This window comes from Thermaerobacter sp. FW80 (genome assembly GCF_004634385.1).
GTDB lineage: Bacteria > Bacillota > Sulfobacillia > Thermaerobacterales > Thermaerobacteraceae > Thermaerobacter > Thermaerobacter composti.
Map to the genome: position 1 here is coordinate 2394724 of NZ_CP037895.1, position 16576 is coordinate 2411299.

At 76.1% G+C, this 16576-nt stretch carries 12 protein-coding genes; 3 read left to right on the forward strand and 9 right to left on the reverse strand.

The window, feature by feature from the left end:
• Positions 1 to 10: 10 nt before the first annotated feature.
• Together E1B22_RS10020 and E1B22_RS10025 are read right to left on the reverse strand one after the other, a co-directional pair.
• A complete protein-coding gene (locus E1B22_RS10020; RefSeq protein ID WP_167758910.1) occupies positions 11 to 868 on the reverse strand; it encodes an energy-coupling factor transporter transmembrane protein EcfT in 858 nt (285 codons plus the stop codon).
• Complete coding sequence (locus E1B22_RS10025) at positions 865 to 2589, reverse strand: ABC transporter ATP-binding protein (RefSeq protein WP_135225538.1); 1725 nt, start codon at positions 2587 to 2589, stop codon at positions 865 to 867. The genes E1B22_RS10020 and E1B22_RS10025 overlap by 4 nt, the downstream gene beginning before the upstream one ends.
• Before the next feature lie 484 nt (positions 2590 to 3073).
• Between E1B22_RS10025 and E1B22_RS10030 the strand changes: the two genes are divergently transcribed.
• Entirely contained in the window at positions 3074 to 4273 is a 1200-nt protein-coding gene (locus tag E1B22_RS10030) for a cysteine desulfurase family protein (RefSeq protein ID WP_135225539.1), read from the forward strand.
• A 300-nt stretch (positions 4274 to 4573) separates the two neighbouring features.
• Complete coding sequence (gene thiI / locus E1B22_RS10035; protein ID WP_243123317.1) at positions 4574 to 5917, forward strand: tRNA uracil 4-sulfurtransferase ThiI; 1344 nt, start codon at positions 4574 to 4576, stop codon at positions 5915 to 5917.
• Positions 5918 to 6569: 652 nt separating this feature from the next.
• On the opposite strand, the gene E1B22_RS10040 is transcribed toward thiI, so the two are convergent.
• From E1B22_RS10040 to E1B22_RS10055, 4 genes are all read right to left on the reverse strand, one after another.
• Positions 6570 to 7112, reverse strand: a complete 543-nt coding sequence (locus E1B22_RS10040; RefSeq protein ID WP_243123319.1) for a hypothetical protein — start codon at positions 7110 to 7112, stop codon at positions 6570 to 6572.
• A gap of 433 nt (positions 7113 to 7545) precedes the next feature.
• Complete coding sequence (gene queG / locus E1B22_RS10045; RefSeq protein WP_135225540.1) at positions 7546 to 9060, reverse strand: tRNA epoxyqueuosine(34) reductase QueG; 1515 nt, start codon at positions 9058 to 9060, stop codon at positions 7546 to 7548.
• A gap of 138 nt (positions 9061 to 9198) precedes the next feature.
• Positions 9199 to 9546 (reverse strand): alpha/beta-type small acid-soluble spore protein, encoded by a 348-nt coding sequence (locus E1B22_RS10050; RefSeq protein ID WP_135225541.1) that lies wholly within the window; start codon positions 9544 to 9546, stop codon positions 9199 to 9201.
• A gap of 397 nt (positions 9547 to 9943) precedes the next feature.
• Positions 9944 to 11293 (reverse strand): D-alanyl-D-alanine carboxypeptidase family protein, encoded by a 1350-nt coding sequence (locus E1B22_RS10055; protein ID WP_243123320.1) that lies wholly within the window; start codon positions 11291 to 11293, stop codon positions 9944 to 9946.
• An 881-nt stretch (positions 11294 to 12174) separates the two neighbouring features.
• Here E1B22_RS10055 and E1B22_RS10060 point away from each other — a divergent pair.
• A complete protein-coding gene (locus E1B22_RS10060; RefSeq protein ID WP_135225542.1) occupies positions 12175 to 13014 on the forward strand; it encodes a hypothetical protein in 840 nt (279 codons plus the stop codon).
• A gap of 636 nt (positions 13015 to 13650) precedes the next feature.
• Here E1B22_RS10060 and E1B22_RS13950 read toward each other — a convergent pair.
• The 3 genes from E1B22_RS13950 to E1B22_RS10075 form a co-directional block, all read right to left on the reverse strand.
• Positions 13651 to 14097, reverse strand: coding sequence for a hypothetical protein (locus E1B22_RS13950; protein WP_135225543.1), 447 nt, complete (start codon positions 14095 to 14097; stop codon positions 13651 to 13653).
• 105 nt (positions 14098 to 14202) lie between these two features.
• Positions 14203 to 15312, reverse strand: a complete 1110-nt coding sequence (locus E1B22_RS10070) for a homoserine dehydrogenase (RefSeq protein WP_135225544.1) — start codon at positions 15310 to 15312, stop codon at positions 14203 to 14205.
• Positions 15309 to 16505: a homoserine O-acetyltransferase gene (locus E1B22_RS10075; RefSeq protein WP_135225545.1), complete on the reverse strand. Its 1197-nt coding sequence runs from the start codon at positions 16503 to 16505 to the stop codon at positions 15309 to 15311. Before E1B22_RS10075 ends, E1B22_RS10070 begins: the two co-directional genes overlap by 4 nt.
• Positions 16506 to 16576 lie beyond the last annotated feature (71 nt).

The following is a 16576-nucleotide window of genomic DNA, read 5'->3' on the forward strand; positions in this document are numbered from 1 at the left end:
ACCAGTTCCCTCACCGCCATCGCCCTCCTTCCGGCCGGGGAACGGGCTGGGCCGCTGGGTCGCCGCCGGTTCCCGGCCCCTCTCGGTCTTGGGGGCGCCCCTCAGTCCAGCGGACTGCCGCCCCCGACGAGCCCATAGAGCGCCGCCAGGATCGCCACCAGCGAGAGGACGGTGCCGACCCAGTCGGCCGGGCGGTAGCGCAGCTCCAGGTACTGGGTGCGCCGCGGCCGCGCCCCGAAGCCGCGGGCCTCCAAGGCCATGGCGAGCTGGTTGGTCGACCGCAGCGAACCCGCCAGCAGGGCACGACCAGCGGGAGGTGCTTGCGCATCCGCTGCAGCGGGTTGCCGGCGTCCAGGTCGTGGCCGCGGGCCCGCTGCGCCTCGGCGACCGCCACGGCGGAGGCCACGAAGGTGGGGACCAGGCGCAGGGCCGCCGACAGCGCGAAGGCGAAGGGGTACGGCAGACCCCAACGGAGCAGGCCGGCGACCAGCTCCTCGTTGCGGGTCGTCGCCAGGAAGAGGGCGGACGCGATCACCATGCTGCAGAGCCGGAGGCCGGCGGCCAACCCGAAGAGCCCGGCCTCACCCGCGCCGGCCCCCCACCCGTCCGCGCGGCCGACGCCGACGAGGGACCAGAGGACCGGCGGGAAGAGCAGCACGGTGACGGCCAGGAAGCGCACGCGCCGCAGGGCGGGCCCCGTCCGCGAGGCCACGGCGAGCCCCAGCAGCAGGACGAGCAGGCCCGCCAGCACACCCGGGCTGGCCGCGGCCACGGCCACGAGCAACACGGCCACCAGCGCCAGCAGCTTCGTCCGCGGGTCGAGCCGGTGCAGCAGGCTGTCGCCGGGCACGTACAGGTACGGGCTCACCGGTTGCCCACCTCCTGGGCGGCCGGCCGCGGGCCGCGCGGGCGCAGGGCGAGCATCCACTCGTCCACCGTCAGCAGGGGGACGCCCAATCGGTTGGCCATCCGCACCAGCTGGGGGGGCCGCAGGTCGGCGCGGCCCAGCTCCGCCTCCCGGGCGAGGACCGCGCGGGTCGGGCCGTCCAGGAGGATGCGCCCGTCCTGGACCACCACCGTGCGGTGCGCGTAGCGGGCCACCACGTCCATGGCGTGGGTGACCATGATCACCGTGTGCCCGGCGTCGTTGAGGCGCTGGACCAGGTCCATCATCCGCTCCCGCTCCAGGTGATCCAGGCCGGTGGTCGGTTCGTCCAGGATCAAGACGGGCGGGCGCAGGGCCAACACCGAGGCCACCGCCACCCGCTGGCGCTCGCCGCGGGTCATGCGGAAGGGGTCGTCGCCCTCGCGGCCCTCGAGCCCGACGGCCGCCAGGGCCTCGGCCACGCGCGTCCGCACCTCGCGCTCGGACAGTCCCTGGTTGCGCAGCCCGAAGGCCACCTCGTCGAAGACCGTCTCCGCGAAGAGCTGGTGATCGGGGTTCTGGAACACGTAGCCGACCGTGCGCGAGAGCTCCCGCAGGCTGCGCTGCGCGACGGACGAACCGGCCACCCGCACCTCGCCGGCCGTCGGTCGCAACAGACCGGCCAGGTGCTTGACCAGGGTGGTCTTGCCGCTGCCATTGGGGCCGACGACGGCCACGAACTCCCCCGCCCGCACGGTGAGGTTCACGCCGCGCAGGGCCGTGCGGCCGCCCGGGTAGCGATGCTCGAGATCGCGCACCTCGAGGATGACGGGACCGTAGCGGCTGGCGCGCTCCGCGTCCCGCTGCCGGAGACGCTCCAGGGCCTCCGGCTCCACGCACCAGCCTGCCGCGGTGAGCGCCTCCACCGCGGCCCGTTCGTCCAGCTCGGGGCGCAGCCCGAGCCGTTCCAGCAGGACGGCGGCGCCCGGCGGTTGCACCCCCATCCCCTCGAGCCACGCGGCCCGGGTGAGCACCTGGTCGGGCGGTCCGTCGGCCACCACGCGCCCCTCCTGCAGCACGACGACGCGATCGGCGGTGAGCGCCTGCTCCACCTCGTGTTCGGCCACCAGCACCGTCACGTCGCCCGCCCGCAGGCGCCGCGCCACGGCCAGCACCTCCTGCTTGCCCACCGGGTCCAGGTCCGTGATGGGTTCGTCCATCACCAGCAGCCGCGGCTGCAGGGCGAGGGCGGCCGCGACGGCGAGTCGCTGCTTCTGCCCGCCGGACAGGCTCGCCGGCTCCCGGTCCTCGTAGCCGGCCAGCCCGACCGCCTCCAGGGCTTCCGCCACCCGCCGGCGGAGCTCCGCGGCCGGCACGCAGAAGCTCTCGGGTCCGAAGGCGACTTCCAGGGCCACACTCGTTGCGAACAGCTGTCCTTCGAAGTCCTGGAAGACGAAGCCGACGTCTTCCGCCCACTCGCAGACCCGCCGGCGACGGGTGGAGACGCCGTCGATCCGCACCTCCCCGCGCATCTCGCCACGGAAGAAGTGGGGCACCAGGCCGTTGAGGCAGTAGCAGAGGGTGGACTTGCCGGCGCCGCTGGCACCGAGGACGACGGTGAACTCACCGGGACGCAACCCGAGGTCGACGTCGACCAGCGCCGGCCGGCTCTGGCCCCGATAGGTGAACGTCACACCCCGCAGCTGAGCGGTGGCTGCCGCCATTCGGATGACCGCCCCCGTCCGGCCGTCCGCGTCGTCCGGCGGATCCCTGGGGACGCCGGGAGGTCGGCGATGCCGGCCCCTCGATCGCCCCCATCTATGAATGAATACCCTCCCGTGAAGGGAGTCAACGGGAGAAATGCCGAACTTTTTGAGACAATTGTCAAAATAATATTCGATCCTGCGTTCCACAAGTGCGAGATGCCGTCCCATCCGCGAAATGTGTCCAATTTGATCGTGTTAGTGTGGATTTGGTCCCGAGCATAGCGCGGGGCCTGCGCGCCGTCAACGGCGGCCCCGAAGGCCGCGACGGGGCCGGCCCGCCCCGCCCGGGGACCCCGGCCGGGTGTCGAGGCCGGCCGACCCCGGCGGGTCGGCCGGTTCGTCCCGAGGAGCGCGGCGTGGCCCACGGGAGGCGGGTCGATATAATACAACTGCTGGCAGGGGGCGCCCAGGTCGTGCCGCCCTGGCGGCAAGGAGGGTTCCCATGGCCACCGCAACCGAAGGGGACGCCCGTCGGCCCGTGTACCTGGACAACGCCGCCACCACCCGGGCGCGGCCCGAGGTGGTCGACGCCGTCGTCACCGCCCTCCAGGAGCGGTTCGGCAACCCCGCGTCGATCCACACCGCCGGCCTCGAGGCGGAGCGGCTGGTCAAGGAGGCCCGCTCCGTGCTGGCAGCGGCCCTGGAGGTGCCCGCCGACGACCTCTACTTCACCTCCGGCGGCACCGAGGCCAACAACTGGGCGCTGCGGGGCGTCCTGGCCGCCTACGCCCGCCGCGGGCGGCACCTGGTGACCACGGCCATCGAGCACTCGTCGATCCTGAGCACGGCGCGCCGGCTGGAGGCGGAAGGCCATCGCGTCACCATCGTGCCCGTGGACCGGCAGGGCCGCGTGGACCCGGAACGGGTCGCCGCGGCGGTCGCCGACGACACCGTCCTGGTCAGCATCATGCTGGTCAACAACGAGATCGGGTCGATCCAGCCCGTCGCCGACATCGTCCGGGCGGTGCGGGCCCGACGGCCCGACGTGCTGGTCCACGTCGACGCGGTCCAGGCCTTCGGCAAGCTGCCCGTGAAGCCCAGGGCATGGGGTGTGGACCTCGTCACCGTCAGCGCCCACAAGATCCATGGTCCCAAGGGCACGGGTGCCCTCTACGTGCGGCGCGGCGTCCGCATCCAGCCCCTGCTGGTGGGCGGCGAGCAGGAGGGCGGCCTGCGCCCCGGGACCCACAACGTCCCCGGCATCGCGGGATTCGGCGTGGCGGCGCGGCTGATCCTCGCCGAACAGCCGGAGCTGAGCCGCCGGATGCACGCGCTCAAGCTGCGGCTGGTCCAGCGGGTGCAGGCCGAGATCCCCGACGTGTACGTCAACGGTCCCGATCCGGACGAGGGCGCGCCCCACATCGTCAACCTCTCCGTGGTGGGGGCACGGGGCGAGGTGCTGGTCCACGCCCTGGCACAGCGGGGGGTGTACGTCTCGACGGGCTCGGCGTGCACGTCCCGGCGCACGGCCCCCAGTCACGTCCTGCAGGCGCTGGGACTCCCCCCCGAGCGGCTGGACTCCGCCCTGCGCATCAGCCTCAGCCGCGAGACCACGGAGGAGGACGTGGAACGGTTCGTCGCCGCCCTGAAGGAGGCGGCGGCGGAGGTCCGGGCCGTGGCCGCCGTCCGCGGCCGGCGCTGACGGTCCCCGACGCCCCCGGGGCCCGCGGCGTGCTGGGGGATCGGCCCCGTCCTTCGGCGGCCGGGAGGCGACCGGGGAAGGCGCCGCCGGGGATCGGGGCGGGCGGGGCCGCGGGGCCAGGCCCGGGGCCGGCTGCACGCGGGGCTGCGCCTGCCGGGTCCGGCCCGTCGGCGAGGGGGCGGCGCGGACGGCCCTGGCCGTCCGGTGCGCCGTCGAGGCGGGCGCGGTGCCAGTCCGGTCCGCCGTCCAGGGAGGCGGGGCGACCGTGGGGCAGACGACGAATCCGTGAGGAGGCGGACCTTGAACCAGCGCGTGCTTTTGGTCCGGTACGGCGAGATCGGTCTCAAGGGTCGCAACCGGCCCCGGTTCGAGCAGGCCCTGGTGCGCCAGATCCGGCGCGCCCTGGCGCCGTGGCCCGGGGTATCGGTCTACCGCACGCCGGGACGGGTCTGGGTCGAACCGCCGGCCGACCTCGGTCCCGAGCCCCTGCTCGAGGCGCTGCAGCGGGTGTTCGGCGTCGTCGCCGTCTCGCCGGCGGAACGGGCGCCCCTGGACCTGGAGGCCATCGGCGATGCCGCCCGACGGGTGCTGGAGGACGCCTTGGCGGACGCGACGCGGGCCGGCACCCCGCTCGGCCCCGCCGGCGCGCCGGGGCGTGCCGCGGGCGGTCGGGAAGGCGGCGCCGCCGCGCCCTCCACGACCATGACGGCGGGCGGTGCCCCGGCCCCCGCCACCGGGGGAGGCCCCGCAGCGGCCCACGCCCCCGTGACCTTCAAGGTCGAGGCGCGCCGGTCCAACAAGCGGTTCCCCCTGACGTCCATCGAGATCAACCGCGAACTGGGGAGCCGCCTGTTGACTGCCCACCCCGAGCTCCGGGTGGACGTCCAGCGGCCCCAGATCACGGTCCACGTCGAGGTCCGCCACGATGGGGCCTACGTCTACGCCCGCTCGGTGCCCGGCCCGGGGGGTCTGCCGGTGGGCGTGACGGGTCGGGCGTGCGCCCTCCTGTCCGGCGGGATCGACAGCCCGGTGGCGGTCTGGATGGCCATGAAGCGCGGCCTGTCCGTCATCCCCGTCCACTTCCACAGTCCCCCGTTCACCAGCGAGCGGGCGCGGGAGAAGGTGGTCGACGTGACCCGGGTGCTGGCGCGGTGGGGCGGCCCGCTGCCGCTCTGGGTCGTCCACTTCACCGAGGTGCAGCGGGCCATCCAGCTGGAGTGCCCGCCCGAGTTGACCATCACCCTGATGCGCCGCATGATGTTCCGCATCGCCGAGCGCATCGCCGCCCGCGAGCGGGCTCTGGCGCTGGTGACGGGCGAGAGCCTGGGTCAGGTGGCCAGCCAGACCCTGGAGAGCATCCGCACCATCGCGGCGGTGACCACGTTGCCGGTCCTGCGCCCGCTGATCGGCATGGACAAGGCGGAGATCGTCGACCGCGCGCGGGCCATCGGCACGTACGAGATCTCGATCCTGCCCTACGAGGACTGCTGCACGCTGTTCGTCCCGGCCCATCCGGCCACGCGGCCCCGTCCCGAGCAGGCGGAGGCCGCGGAGGCCGTGCGTGACTGGGAGCCGCTTCTGGCGGAGGCGTTGGAGCGCAGCGAGCGGCTGGTGGTCGAACCGGCCGCCGGGGCCTTGGCCTAGCAGGGGGGGCTGGGACGGGTCTGGGGCTGGCCAAGTCAGGGCCAGGGCAGCCCAGGGCCGGGGCAGGGACCGGGACGGGGGCAGCGAGGGATCCGGGGCGGGATCGCGGACGGGGAACGGATCCAGGTTCGGCCGAACCGGCGCCATCGCCGCCCACCCCCTTCCCCCGCGCCGCGGGCCCATCTCGGGCGGGGACTGGGCCCGACCAGCGGGGAGCGTGCAGGGGCAGGGACAGGGACGCGCCACGCCAGGGACAAGGCGCGGCCAGGACCAACCAGGTGCGGGCGCAGGGGGGCCAGGACAGGGCGACGGAGGAGAAGAAGGTCAGGGTGGGGGCAGGACCGGGGGCAAGGGCAGGACGCCGGACGAGACGCGGGTCGGGGTTGGGACAGGATCAGGGGCAAGGGCCAGGGCGGCGGGAGCCAGCGTCAGGGTCAGGGTTCGGGCGGAACCGTGGGCGGGAAGGGCGGGCGGAACCTTGGGTGGGCGGGAAGGGCGGGCGGGCCGGGGTCGGCTGGACCCCGGCCCGCCCGCCCTACGCCTGGCCCTACGATGTGGCCACGCCGTCCCTGCCGCCCTTGGCGCCTCGGGACTCGACAGCGGCGCCTGGGGATCGGCCCGCGCCTCGCGGCATCCTCCTGCGACGGGCTTTCTAGCCCGTGCCGTTCGCCGAGCCGCCGGCCTCGGTGGCGCGGCCGCCCTTGCCGACCTCCGGGTGGGCTCGCGGGCGGCCGCGCCGGCCCCGCCGCCGGCCGCGGCGACGGCGCCGGCCGTCGCCGCGGCCGGCGGGATGCACCCCGTTGGCGGCAGCCGCCGCCTCCGCGGCGCCCGCCGGCCCGGCGGCCGGGCCCCCGGCCGGGGCCCGGCCGCCGGGCCGGGCCTCCGTGAGCACCAGGCCGTTGGTGGACGCCGCCGGCGGCCGCCCGTCGACCTGCCCCCCGGCCACCTCCTGGGTGGCGGCGGGTCGGGCCGGCCCCGGGCGGTACCCGCCGGGACCCTCCACCGTCAGCCGCAGCCCCTCTTCCAGGGCGCCCCCGAGGCCCAGCCGGTTCCCATGCCGATCGGTGACCACCAGCTTGCCGGCCACCGCGTCCTGGTAGACGGTCTCAGAATAGCGGAGCAGTGCATGGCGCACGCTGGCGCCGGGATAGACGTCCACCGGATGGTTGTTGACGAACACCCGCACGGCCGTCATCACCACCTTCCCACGGGCCCTCTCGCCCGGGCCGTGCCCTGTCGGAAATAACCTGTTCCGGCAATGCCCCCGGGTATCCGCCGCATCCATGCCGGCCCCGTCGGGCACCGCGCCGGACGCCGGGCCCCGGACGTCGCGGGTCCCGCAGCCCCCGCGGTCCCCGGCGACGACGCCCCCGGCCATGACGCCCCTCTTTCGACCGGCCGGGCTCCCTTCGAGCCCCGGCCGGCATCACCGGGCGGAGGCCGTCAGCGGCCGCCCCGCCGCCGGCGGGACCGACCCGGCGGCTGCCCGGCCGCGCGCAGGGTGACCGAGGGGTCTGCCCCCAAAACCGCCGGTGGAGGCGGCCGCCGCGGGCGTCGCCCCTCGGGTCGTCCCGTCGCCCGCGCCGGGGCCCAGGGGCCACCCGGGCATGCCCTCGGCCCGGTTCCGGTCAAAAGGCCTGCGCTCCATAGGCTTCGGCACGGCCGCCACCACGTCCTGCGCCCGGGGCCGGGCGCAGGGCATCGGCGATGGCCGCCCGCACCGCGGGGTCGTCCTCGCGCGCTCGCGCCTCGGCCAGTGCCCGCTGCGCGCACTCGCCGCCGATCCGGCCCAGGGCCCACGCCGCCAGGGCCCGCAGGTCCGGCCGGGGATCGTCCCGCAGCACCCTGACCAGGGCCGGCACGGCCGAACGGGCCGCCGGTCCCCGATTCCCGAGGGCGACCAGCGCATTCCGCTGCCACGTCTTGCGACCGCGCCACGCCCCGGTCAGCGAGCGGTAGCGCCGGCGGAACTCCGCCCGCCCCATCCGCAGCAGCGCCACCAGGTCGGGCCGGCCCGTCGCATCGGGCGGCCCATCGTCCGGGGCCGGGTCCCCGGCACGACGGGAGGCGTCGAGCTCGGGGCCTGCGGCCGCCTCCGCTGTCGGCGCCCGCCCACCACCGGCGCCTCCCGTCCGCGCCTGGGTCGGCGCGCCGGACGGCACCGGCGCGGCCGGGACCGAGGTCGTCCCGTTCCCCGCGCCTCCCGCCGGTGCCGTGTCGTCGGGCCGCAGCGCCGGGTGACCGGGGCCTGCAGACCGATTGTAGGGGCAGACCACCTGGCAGGCGTCGCAACCGTAGAGGCTCTGGCCCAGGGCGGCCCGTTCGTCCGGTGCCAGCATGCCCGGTTTCTGGCTGAGGAACGAGACGCACCGCCGCGGATCCAGCTGGCGCGGCCCGATGAAGGCCTGGGTCGGGCACGCCCGCAGGCACAGGTCGCAGTCCCCACAGGCGTCGGCCACGGGCTGATCGGGGGGCAAGGCGACGTCCGTCACCAACTCGCCGAGGAACACCCAGGAACCCCGGCCGGGCACGATCAGGCAGGCGTTCTTCCCCACCCAGCCCAGGCCGGCCCGCTCCGCCCAGGCTCGGTCGACCAGGGGTCCGGTGTCGACCTGCACCGCCCAGCGGCACCCCGGGACCCGGGCCTCGAGCCAGCGCCCCAGCGCCTCCAGCCGCTGACGCATGACGTGCTGGTACGAGCGGGTCCGGCCGGCCGCCGCCACGTACCCGCGCAAGGGCGGACCGCCGTCCCCGCCATCCCGTGATCCCCCCGCGGCCCGCCCGTCGCGGCGGCGTCCCGTCCCGCCACCGGCCGCACGATCCCCGCCACCGGCCGCACGATCCTGGGCGGACGCGGGACGTGACGCCGTCCGGCGGCCGGGCGGGTCGTACGCCATGGCGACCGCCACCACCGAGCGCGCCCCGGGGAGCAACGTGGCTGGATCGGCGCGGCGCGCGGGGTCGGGGTCTTCCCAGGGAGTGGCCATGCCCCGTTCCTGCCGCCAGCGCAACAGGGCCTCGAGGTCGAGCAGGGGCGCGGCGGCGGCGACGCCCGCCGCCACGAAGCCGAGGCGCCGAGCCTCCGCCAGCAGGGCCGTCTTCAGCGCCGCCCTCGACTGGGCGGTGGCCTGCGCGTCCGCCACGGTGCACCGACCCCCCAACGACCATCGCAAGCCCAAGATCGCCCCAGTCGTCGCGCACAAAAGGGCGGCCACCCACCCGGGTCGCCGCCCCGACCCCGTCTTTCTCCCATTGTACCGCCTACCGACTGGGGTGCCGACCTACCAGCGGGGACCGGCCGTGGGGAGGTCGCCCGCCAGCTGCTGCTCGGCCAGGGCGATCATCCGGCGGACCATCTGGCCGCCCAAGCGGCCGCCCAGGCGGCCGCCGATGGCGCCACAATCCCGGGTCGTCATCTCGCCCCAGCCCACCCGGCGGATGCGGTCGGCCAGGCCGAGCTCCTCGGCCACCTCCCACTTCTGCCGGTCCAGGGCCTCGTCGTAGGCGCGGGGCGAGATCGCCCCCGCCGGCACCAGCCCGAGCTCCTGGGCGACCTCCAACTTCAAGCGGTCCAGACCGGGCTCGGCCCCGGGGACCACCAGGCGGCCGGCGCCACGTCGTCTGGCCATGCGGGCACCACCTCGGCATCGGTTTCGGCCGCGAAAGACGGGCCATCCCTAGTTTGGGAGCCCTCGGCGCGGCGATGCCCGCGATATCTGGTGCCGTTGGGCGGGGCGGCCGGCCTGGGCGTCGCCGCCCCCCACTCCCCTCGGGCCGGCCGCCCCTACTCGTCGTCCCCTCGCGCCCGTTCGCTGCCGTCGCGCGCGGTGGCGGCGCCCTCTCCCCGCGACGCGCGCCGCGGTGCCACCCTCTCCCCGCCTCGACTCACCCGGCCCCACCCTCGCCCCGCCCGGCTCGCCGTCGCGCGGGGAGACCACCGCCCGGCCCGTCCGCAGCCCGTCCTTCGCCGCGGCGCAGCGCCGGTTCGCGTCGCGCGCCGTGCGCGCCCGGCCTCCCAGAGCCCTTCTAGTCCGCCCCTGGGTCGCGGGGACGGAAGGCATACCACATCATCGGGTCGAAGGCGGCCACCCGCCGGCGCCAGCGACGTCGCGCCATCACGTGCCGGCGCCAGCGCACGCCGACCAAGAGCCCCAGCACCGCCGCCACGGCCAGGAGCGCCGGTTCCGCCCACCCCGCCAGCGCGTGCCGCGCCGCCGCCCAGGCGGGAGCGGCGGCGACGGAGGCGCCGCTGAGCAGTGGGATGCGGTCCACCACCTGATCGTCCACCCGCACCACTAGCGTGCCCACCCGCGTCCCCGCCGCCAGCGGCGCTCGCAGGGGCTCCGCGAGCTGCACCGCACGCTCCACCGCCGGAGCCGGTTCGTCCCGCGGCACCAGCCACCGCGATCCGTAGGCAGCCACCACGGGCACCCGGTCCCGCCGGCCGCCGTCCACCGGGACGCTGCCCACCGTCTCCCCACCCCGGACCAGCTGGAGCGGCTCGAAGTGGGCGAAGCCCCAGTCCATCAGGCGGGCCATGTCGCGGTACATGCCGGTCGGGTGGGCGCCCAGGAGCACGCCGATCAGCTCGACGCCGTCCCGCCGCGCCGAGGCCACCAGGGCGCCGCGGGCTGCGCGGGTGTAGCCGTTCTTGACCCCGGTGGCGCCCTCGTAGCGCCAGAGGAAGCGATTGTGGTTCTGCAGCACGCGCTCGGCCCGCTTCTCCGGCCAGGGCATGCGGTACTCGCGGGTGCCGACGATCCGCCGGAAGGTGGGGTTGGCCATGGCCACGCGGGCCAGGGTGGCCAGATCCCGGGCCGACGTGTAGTGATCACGGCTGGACAGGCCGTGGGGGTCGGCGAAGCGGGTGTGCCGAAGCCCCAGATCCCACGCCCGCTGGTTCATCCACCCGACGAACGTCTCCACCGACCCCGCCAGGCCCTCGGCGATGGCGACGGCGGCGTCGTTGGCCGAACGCAGCATCAGCCCGTAGAGCAGCTCCTCCAGCGTGCGGCGCTCCCCCAGGGCCAGGTACAGGCTCGAGCCCTCGACCCCGAAGGCGCGCTCCCCCGTGACGATCTCCTGCTCGAGGTCGCCCCGCTCGATGGCCAGCAGCGCGGTCATGATCTTCGTCGTGCTGGCCATGGGCATCGCCACGTCGGCGTTCCGCGCGTAGAGAACCTGTCCCGTCGCCCCGTCGACCAGGATCGCCGCCCGCGCGTCCTGGGGCGGGGGCGCGGGGACGGCGGACGATGGCGCCGCCGCCGTCTCCGCACGGCCGGTCGAGCCGCCCGCTTCGGTCCCCTGGACCGTCGCCGCGGCCGCCGCCGCGGCCCCAGCTTGACCGCGGCCCGGCGCCCCAGCCCCCTGCGCCACCGGGGTACCCCCCGGCAACGCCGCGACCAAGGGCGCCAGCGCCAGCGCGACCACCAGGGCCCACACCCCCAGCCGCCACGGTCCCTTCCCGGGGTCCCCCTCCCGTCCTGCGCCGCGGCTGCGACCGGAACCCGTCCAGGTCGCGCGGCGCCCGCCCCTGCCCGCACCCGACGACCGGCGCGGGCGGATCCCGGCCCTCCCCCCGATCGGGATCCGCCGGCGCCGGTGGCTTCGACCCGGCACCTCCCACGACACCTCCTTCGGCGAATCGCGCCCATCCGCTGCCCGGCGAGCCGTCGTGATCCGGCCCACCCTTCGCCGCGCTCCGGCGCATCCTTCGACACACTTCGGCGAACCCGGCACCGGGCGCCCCATGGGGCGGCCCATCCGCGGGATGGTTGGGCGGACGGGCCGCGGGTTCCTGCTGCGCAACGGCACCATCGACGTGGCGAGCGCCGGCGCGCCGGACCCGCCGGCGCGGCGGGCGCCCCCGCCCGCCGCGGGGCGATGGCGTGCTCGAGATCCCGTGGGGGCGCTCGAGGTACCCCGAGGCAGCGGCGCGAGGAGAGGGACCGATGGCGGGGGCTCGGGCAACGCCGGTCCTCCGGCGCGGGCGGGCTCCCGGGGCGGGCTCCCGGGCCGGACGCCCGGGTGGCAGCCACGGGACCCGGCGGCTAGCGATTCGTCCGGCTTCGCCAGGGGCTGGCAGGAAGCGACGGGCCGGCCCGCATAGACTAAGGGATAACCGGCCCGGATCCCGTCCCGCCTGCCACGGGTCCGGGCGCCGACCCCGGATCCCCCACGCCGGCGGGGTTCGGGCCGCGGCCTCGGACCCCATGACGCCGCCAGGGGTCCGGGTCCCGTCGCGGGAGGTTGGCCCCATGGGCGGGCAGGGACAGCTGGCCATCTCGGTCGAGACCCATCCCACGGAGTTCCAACGCGTGCTGGATCAGGAGCGTCTGGTCTACACGGTGTTCCGTTCCCGCCAGCGCTGGGTGTTCCTGACGGACTTCGTGCCCCATCCGGCGGCCCAGGCGGCGTCCCGGTTCCTCCACACGGTGTTGCTCCCGGAGATGCTCCTGGAGCACCTGGACGCGCGCTACGGCACCGTCGACCCGGACGATCGCCTGACGGTGTGGCGGCAGAGCCTGCCCCTGCTGGAGCAGCCGCCCCTGGCCCGCGGCACGGCGGCCCTGCTGTTGCCCGAACTGGTGCAACACCGCCGGCTCAGCATCCTGGGCTGGCTGCGCTTCCGGGGGGAGCGGTTCCTGCGCGCGTTGGTGGCCGAACTGGCGCGGACGGGCCTGCAACAGCTGTGGCTGGAGCGGGCGTTGCGTCAATACCTGGGCGCCCTGCGCCCGGGCGAAGGGCCGCGGGAGCTGTGGGTCGAGGGCGTCGGTGCGCGGCTGGTGATCCGCGAGCCCGACGGCCCGCCCCTGTACCGCGAGTTCCTGCAGGGCCACCTGGATCCCCGCGTCCAGCTGGAGCGGGAGGACCTGGCCGTCGGCCTGTTGCGCGCCCTGGCGCCCCAGCGCATCCGCCTGCGCGGAACGCGGCGCGAGCTGGCGGAGAAGCTGCGCCAGGTGGGATTGACGGTCGAGGTGGAACCCGGCTCCGGCGGCGGCCCCCGGGGCTCCGGCGACGGCCGCCCCCACCCGGTCCAGCGCCGACGCCCGGCGCGCCCCGGCGCCGAGGGCGGCGGGGGATCCGCCGGGCGCTAACCGGCCCCTCGGCCGTGCCAGGCTGCTCCCGGGCAAGGTCCAGCCCGCCCCTCCACTGCAGCATACCGATCCCAGGCAAGGCCCCGATCCCGGGCCACGCCCCGATCGGCCATGGGCGGCGCCCATCCCCCGACAAGGCCTAGGATAAGGCCTCGACCGACCCGCGGCGGCGCCCGCCCCCGTCAAGGCCCCTCCCCCGGCAAGGCCTAGCCCGCCCCTTGGCCGCACCAGCCTCGGGCAAGGCGATGCACGGCCGCCCCCGGGGCCGCCTCAACCACCATCGCGCCCGCCGCTGGTTAGGCGCTGCCAAGGCCGGTTGGGCGCTGGAAAGCCGGTCGGGCACTGCCAAGCCGGTTGGGTGCTGCCAAGCCGCCTTCGCCCACACCAGGAGGTCACCGAGGAACCGGGACCCGCCGCCGGCGGCGTCCGGGTCCGCCATGGCGCCCCTCCTCCCCCCACAGCGCCCCGCCCCCGCGGCGGCGGCGAACCGACCGCCACCCATCGGCGGGACGGGCCCGGGAGCACGGACCCGCCGAGCCCACCCACCGACCCGCCGATGCACGACCCGCCCGCCTGCCCCCGGATGCGCGGCGCTCGCCCCGACGCGGCTGCAGCCCCCGGCGGCCGGGGCTATCGTCAGGCGGCCTCGTCACGGCGGTTCCAGATCCATGCCGCGCCCACCAGGTAGACCAGCCACTCCACGGGCGCCGGGCCGGCGGCCATCTGATCCCAGACGACGCGGGCGGCGCTGGCGGCGGCGACCACGGCCAGCAGCCGCAGCGGCTGGTGCCAGCGCCGCCAGCGCCAGTCGCGGCCCCACCGCCCGCCCCACGGCCATGCGCCGCGCCGCCCACCGGCCCGCAGCCAGACGGGACCCCGCGTCGACCGCCTCCCGGCCGTGCCCCGGCTCGCAGGTCGCGGCTCGATCACCAGCCGGCCGTATCGAGGATCGCGGCCGCCCGGCAGCACCCGAAAGCGGCGCCGCTGCTCCCGCTCGCACTCCGGGCAGTACCGGGCCCCCCGGTGCTCGGCCTCGAAGGTGCGACGGCACCGATAGCACTGGGCGAGATGCCTGGGGCCCATGGCGCTCCCCCCTGGCGCAACCCGGCGGATCGCGGACGGCACCGCGCCGGCCGCCCCGCCGCCCGACCGGCGCCACCCGTCCCGCACCCGTCCGTCACCTTCAGTTTAACCGCTGCCGCCGCGGGATCCTGCCACCGCGCCGTGCCCCTCGCCCGCCGCAGCCGCTACCGGCGGCCCCTCGGGCGCGGCCGCGATCCCCACGCGGTCCAGCGCGCCCCGATTCAGGTCGGGCAAGGGTAGGCGGTCGCCCCGCCAGACGGCGATGAGGTCGGCCAGCACGGCGCTGGCGGTGGCGTCGCCGCCGGCCCCCGGGCCGGCGAATCGGACCGTGCCCACGGGATCCGCTTCGATCAGGATCATGTTCTCGACCCCGGCGGCCTGCAGCAGCGGGTCGTCGGGGGGCAGCAGCTCCGGTTGGACGGTGAGGCTCGGCACCGCTCCCCGCCAGTCGGCGGTGGCGACCAACCGCCAACGGGACCGACTCTGGGCGCCGGACGCCGTCGCCTCCAGGGCCCGCCGGAAGGCCGGATCGTCCAGGCCGGTGCGGCGGACGCGGTTCCAGTCCACGGCTTCGCCCGTCACCAGCATCGCCAGGATCGCCAGCTTGCGGGCCGCGTCGCGGCCGGACAGGTCGTCGCTCGGGTCCGCCTCGGCATAGCCCGCCTCCTGGGCCGCCCGCACCGCCGCCTCCAGGGTGGCCCCCTGCGCCACCCGGGTCAGCACGTAGTTGCAGGTCCCGTTGAGCACCGCCCGCAGGCGCCGTACGCGGTTGGCCGCCAGGCACCGCAGCAGCGGGCGGATGATGGGCACGCCCCCGGCCACGGCGCCCTCGAAGGCCAGCTCCACCCCTCGGCGCCGGGCCAGGGCGGCCAGCTCCGCCAGGGATTCGGCCAGCAGCGCCTTGTTGGCCGTGATCACCGGGCGGCCGGCCTCCAGGGCGCGGCTCACGTACCGGCGGGCCGGCTCGACCCCGCCGATCAGCTCGATGACCACGTCCACCTCGGGATCGCGCAGCACCCGCTCGGGATCGGTGGTCAGCAGGGAGCGGTCGACCCGGATCGCTCGCGGCTTCTCCGGGTGGCGGACCAGCACCCACTTCAGCCGCGGCACGCCGCCGAGGCGCGCCACCAGCCACGGGGGTGGGCTGAGCAGCCGCCGCGCCACGGCGCTCCCGACCGTCCCCAGCCCCAGCAGGGCCACCGTCGGTCCCTTCACGGGCGCCCCTCCCCCACGGCCACGGCCGCCCCCTCTTCGAGACCGGCGGCGTCCTGGCCGGGTTCGTCCAACCAGTCCATGACCCGCTGGGCGACGCCCGCGGCGTCCACCAGGAAGCTGTCGTGGCCCCAGGGCGCCCGCCACACGTGCCAGGTGACGTCCTTGCCGGCCCGCCGCAGCGCGCGCACCAGCCGGCGCTGCTCCTCCACCGGGTACAGCAGGTCCGAGGCGATGCTGAGCACGTAGACGCGTCCCCGCACGCGGGCCACGGCCTGGTCCAGCCCCCCGCGGTCGCGGCCCACGTCGTGCAGGTCCATGGCCCGGGTCAACGTCACGTAGCTGGCGGCGTCGAACCGGCGCACCAGCTTCTCCCCCTGGTAGTGCAGGTAGCTCTCGATCTGGAAGCGGAAGCGCTCCGCCTCGTTGCGGGGCGCGGTGGCGTAGAGGCCGATCCGCGCCGCCACCGGGTCGTCGTCCGGCGGCACCGCGTCGCGGCCGAAGCGGGCCGCCCACTCGTCCCGGCCCCGATAGGTGGCCATGGCGATCATCCGGGCCAGGGCCAGCCCGCGCCGGGGCGGCCGCTCGGGCGGGTAGTCGCCGCCCTGCCACGCGGGATCGGCGAAGATCGCCTGGCGCTGCGCCTCGTTCCAGGCGATGGCGTGGGGCGACGAGGCGGGCGGTGCCGCCAGCACGGCCACGGCGTCGACCCGGTCCGGGTACGAAACCGCCCACTCCAGGGCCTGCATGCCCCCCAGCGAACCGCCGACCACCAGGGCCAGGCGATCGATGCCCAGGGCATCCAGCAGCCGGCGCTGGGCGTGGACCATGTCCCGCACCGTGACGGTCGGGAAGCGACCGCCCCAGCGCGCCTCCGGCACCTTCGGGTCCACCGGGCTGCTCGGGCCCGTCGAGCCGTAGCAGCTGCCGAGGACGTTGCTGCAGAGGACGAACCAGCGACGGGTGTCGATGGGGCGTCCGGGTCCCACGGCCGCCTCCCACCACCCCGGTCGATCCTGCGGGTCGTGGGCGGCGACGTGGGCGTCCCCGGTGAGGGCGTGACAGACGAGGATGGCGTTCTTCCGCTGGGGATCCCACCGGCCCCAGGTCTCGAAGGCCAGCTCGACCCGGGGCAGGCTGCCGCCCTGTTCCAGCGGCAGCGGACCCACCTCCAATCGGCCGCGACAGGGAATCACCGCGTCCCCCTCCCTCCCGCGCCCGCTCCCTGAAGGGGTTCCGGATAACAAATACCCCTCCCGAGAGGGAA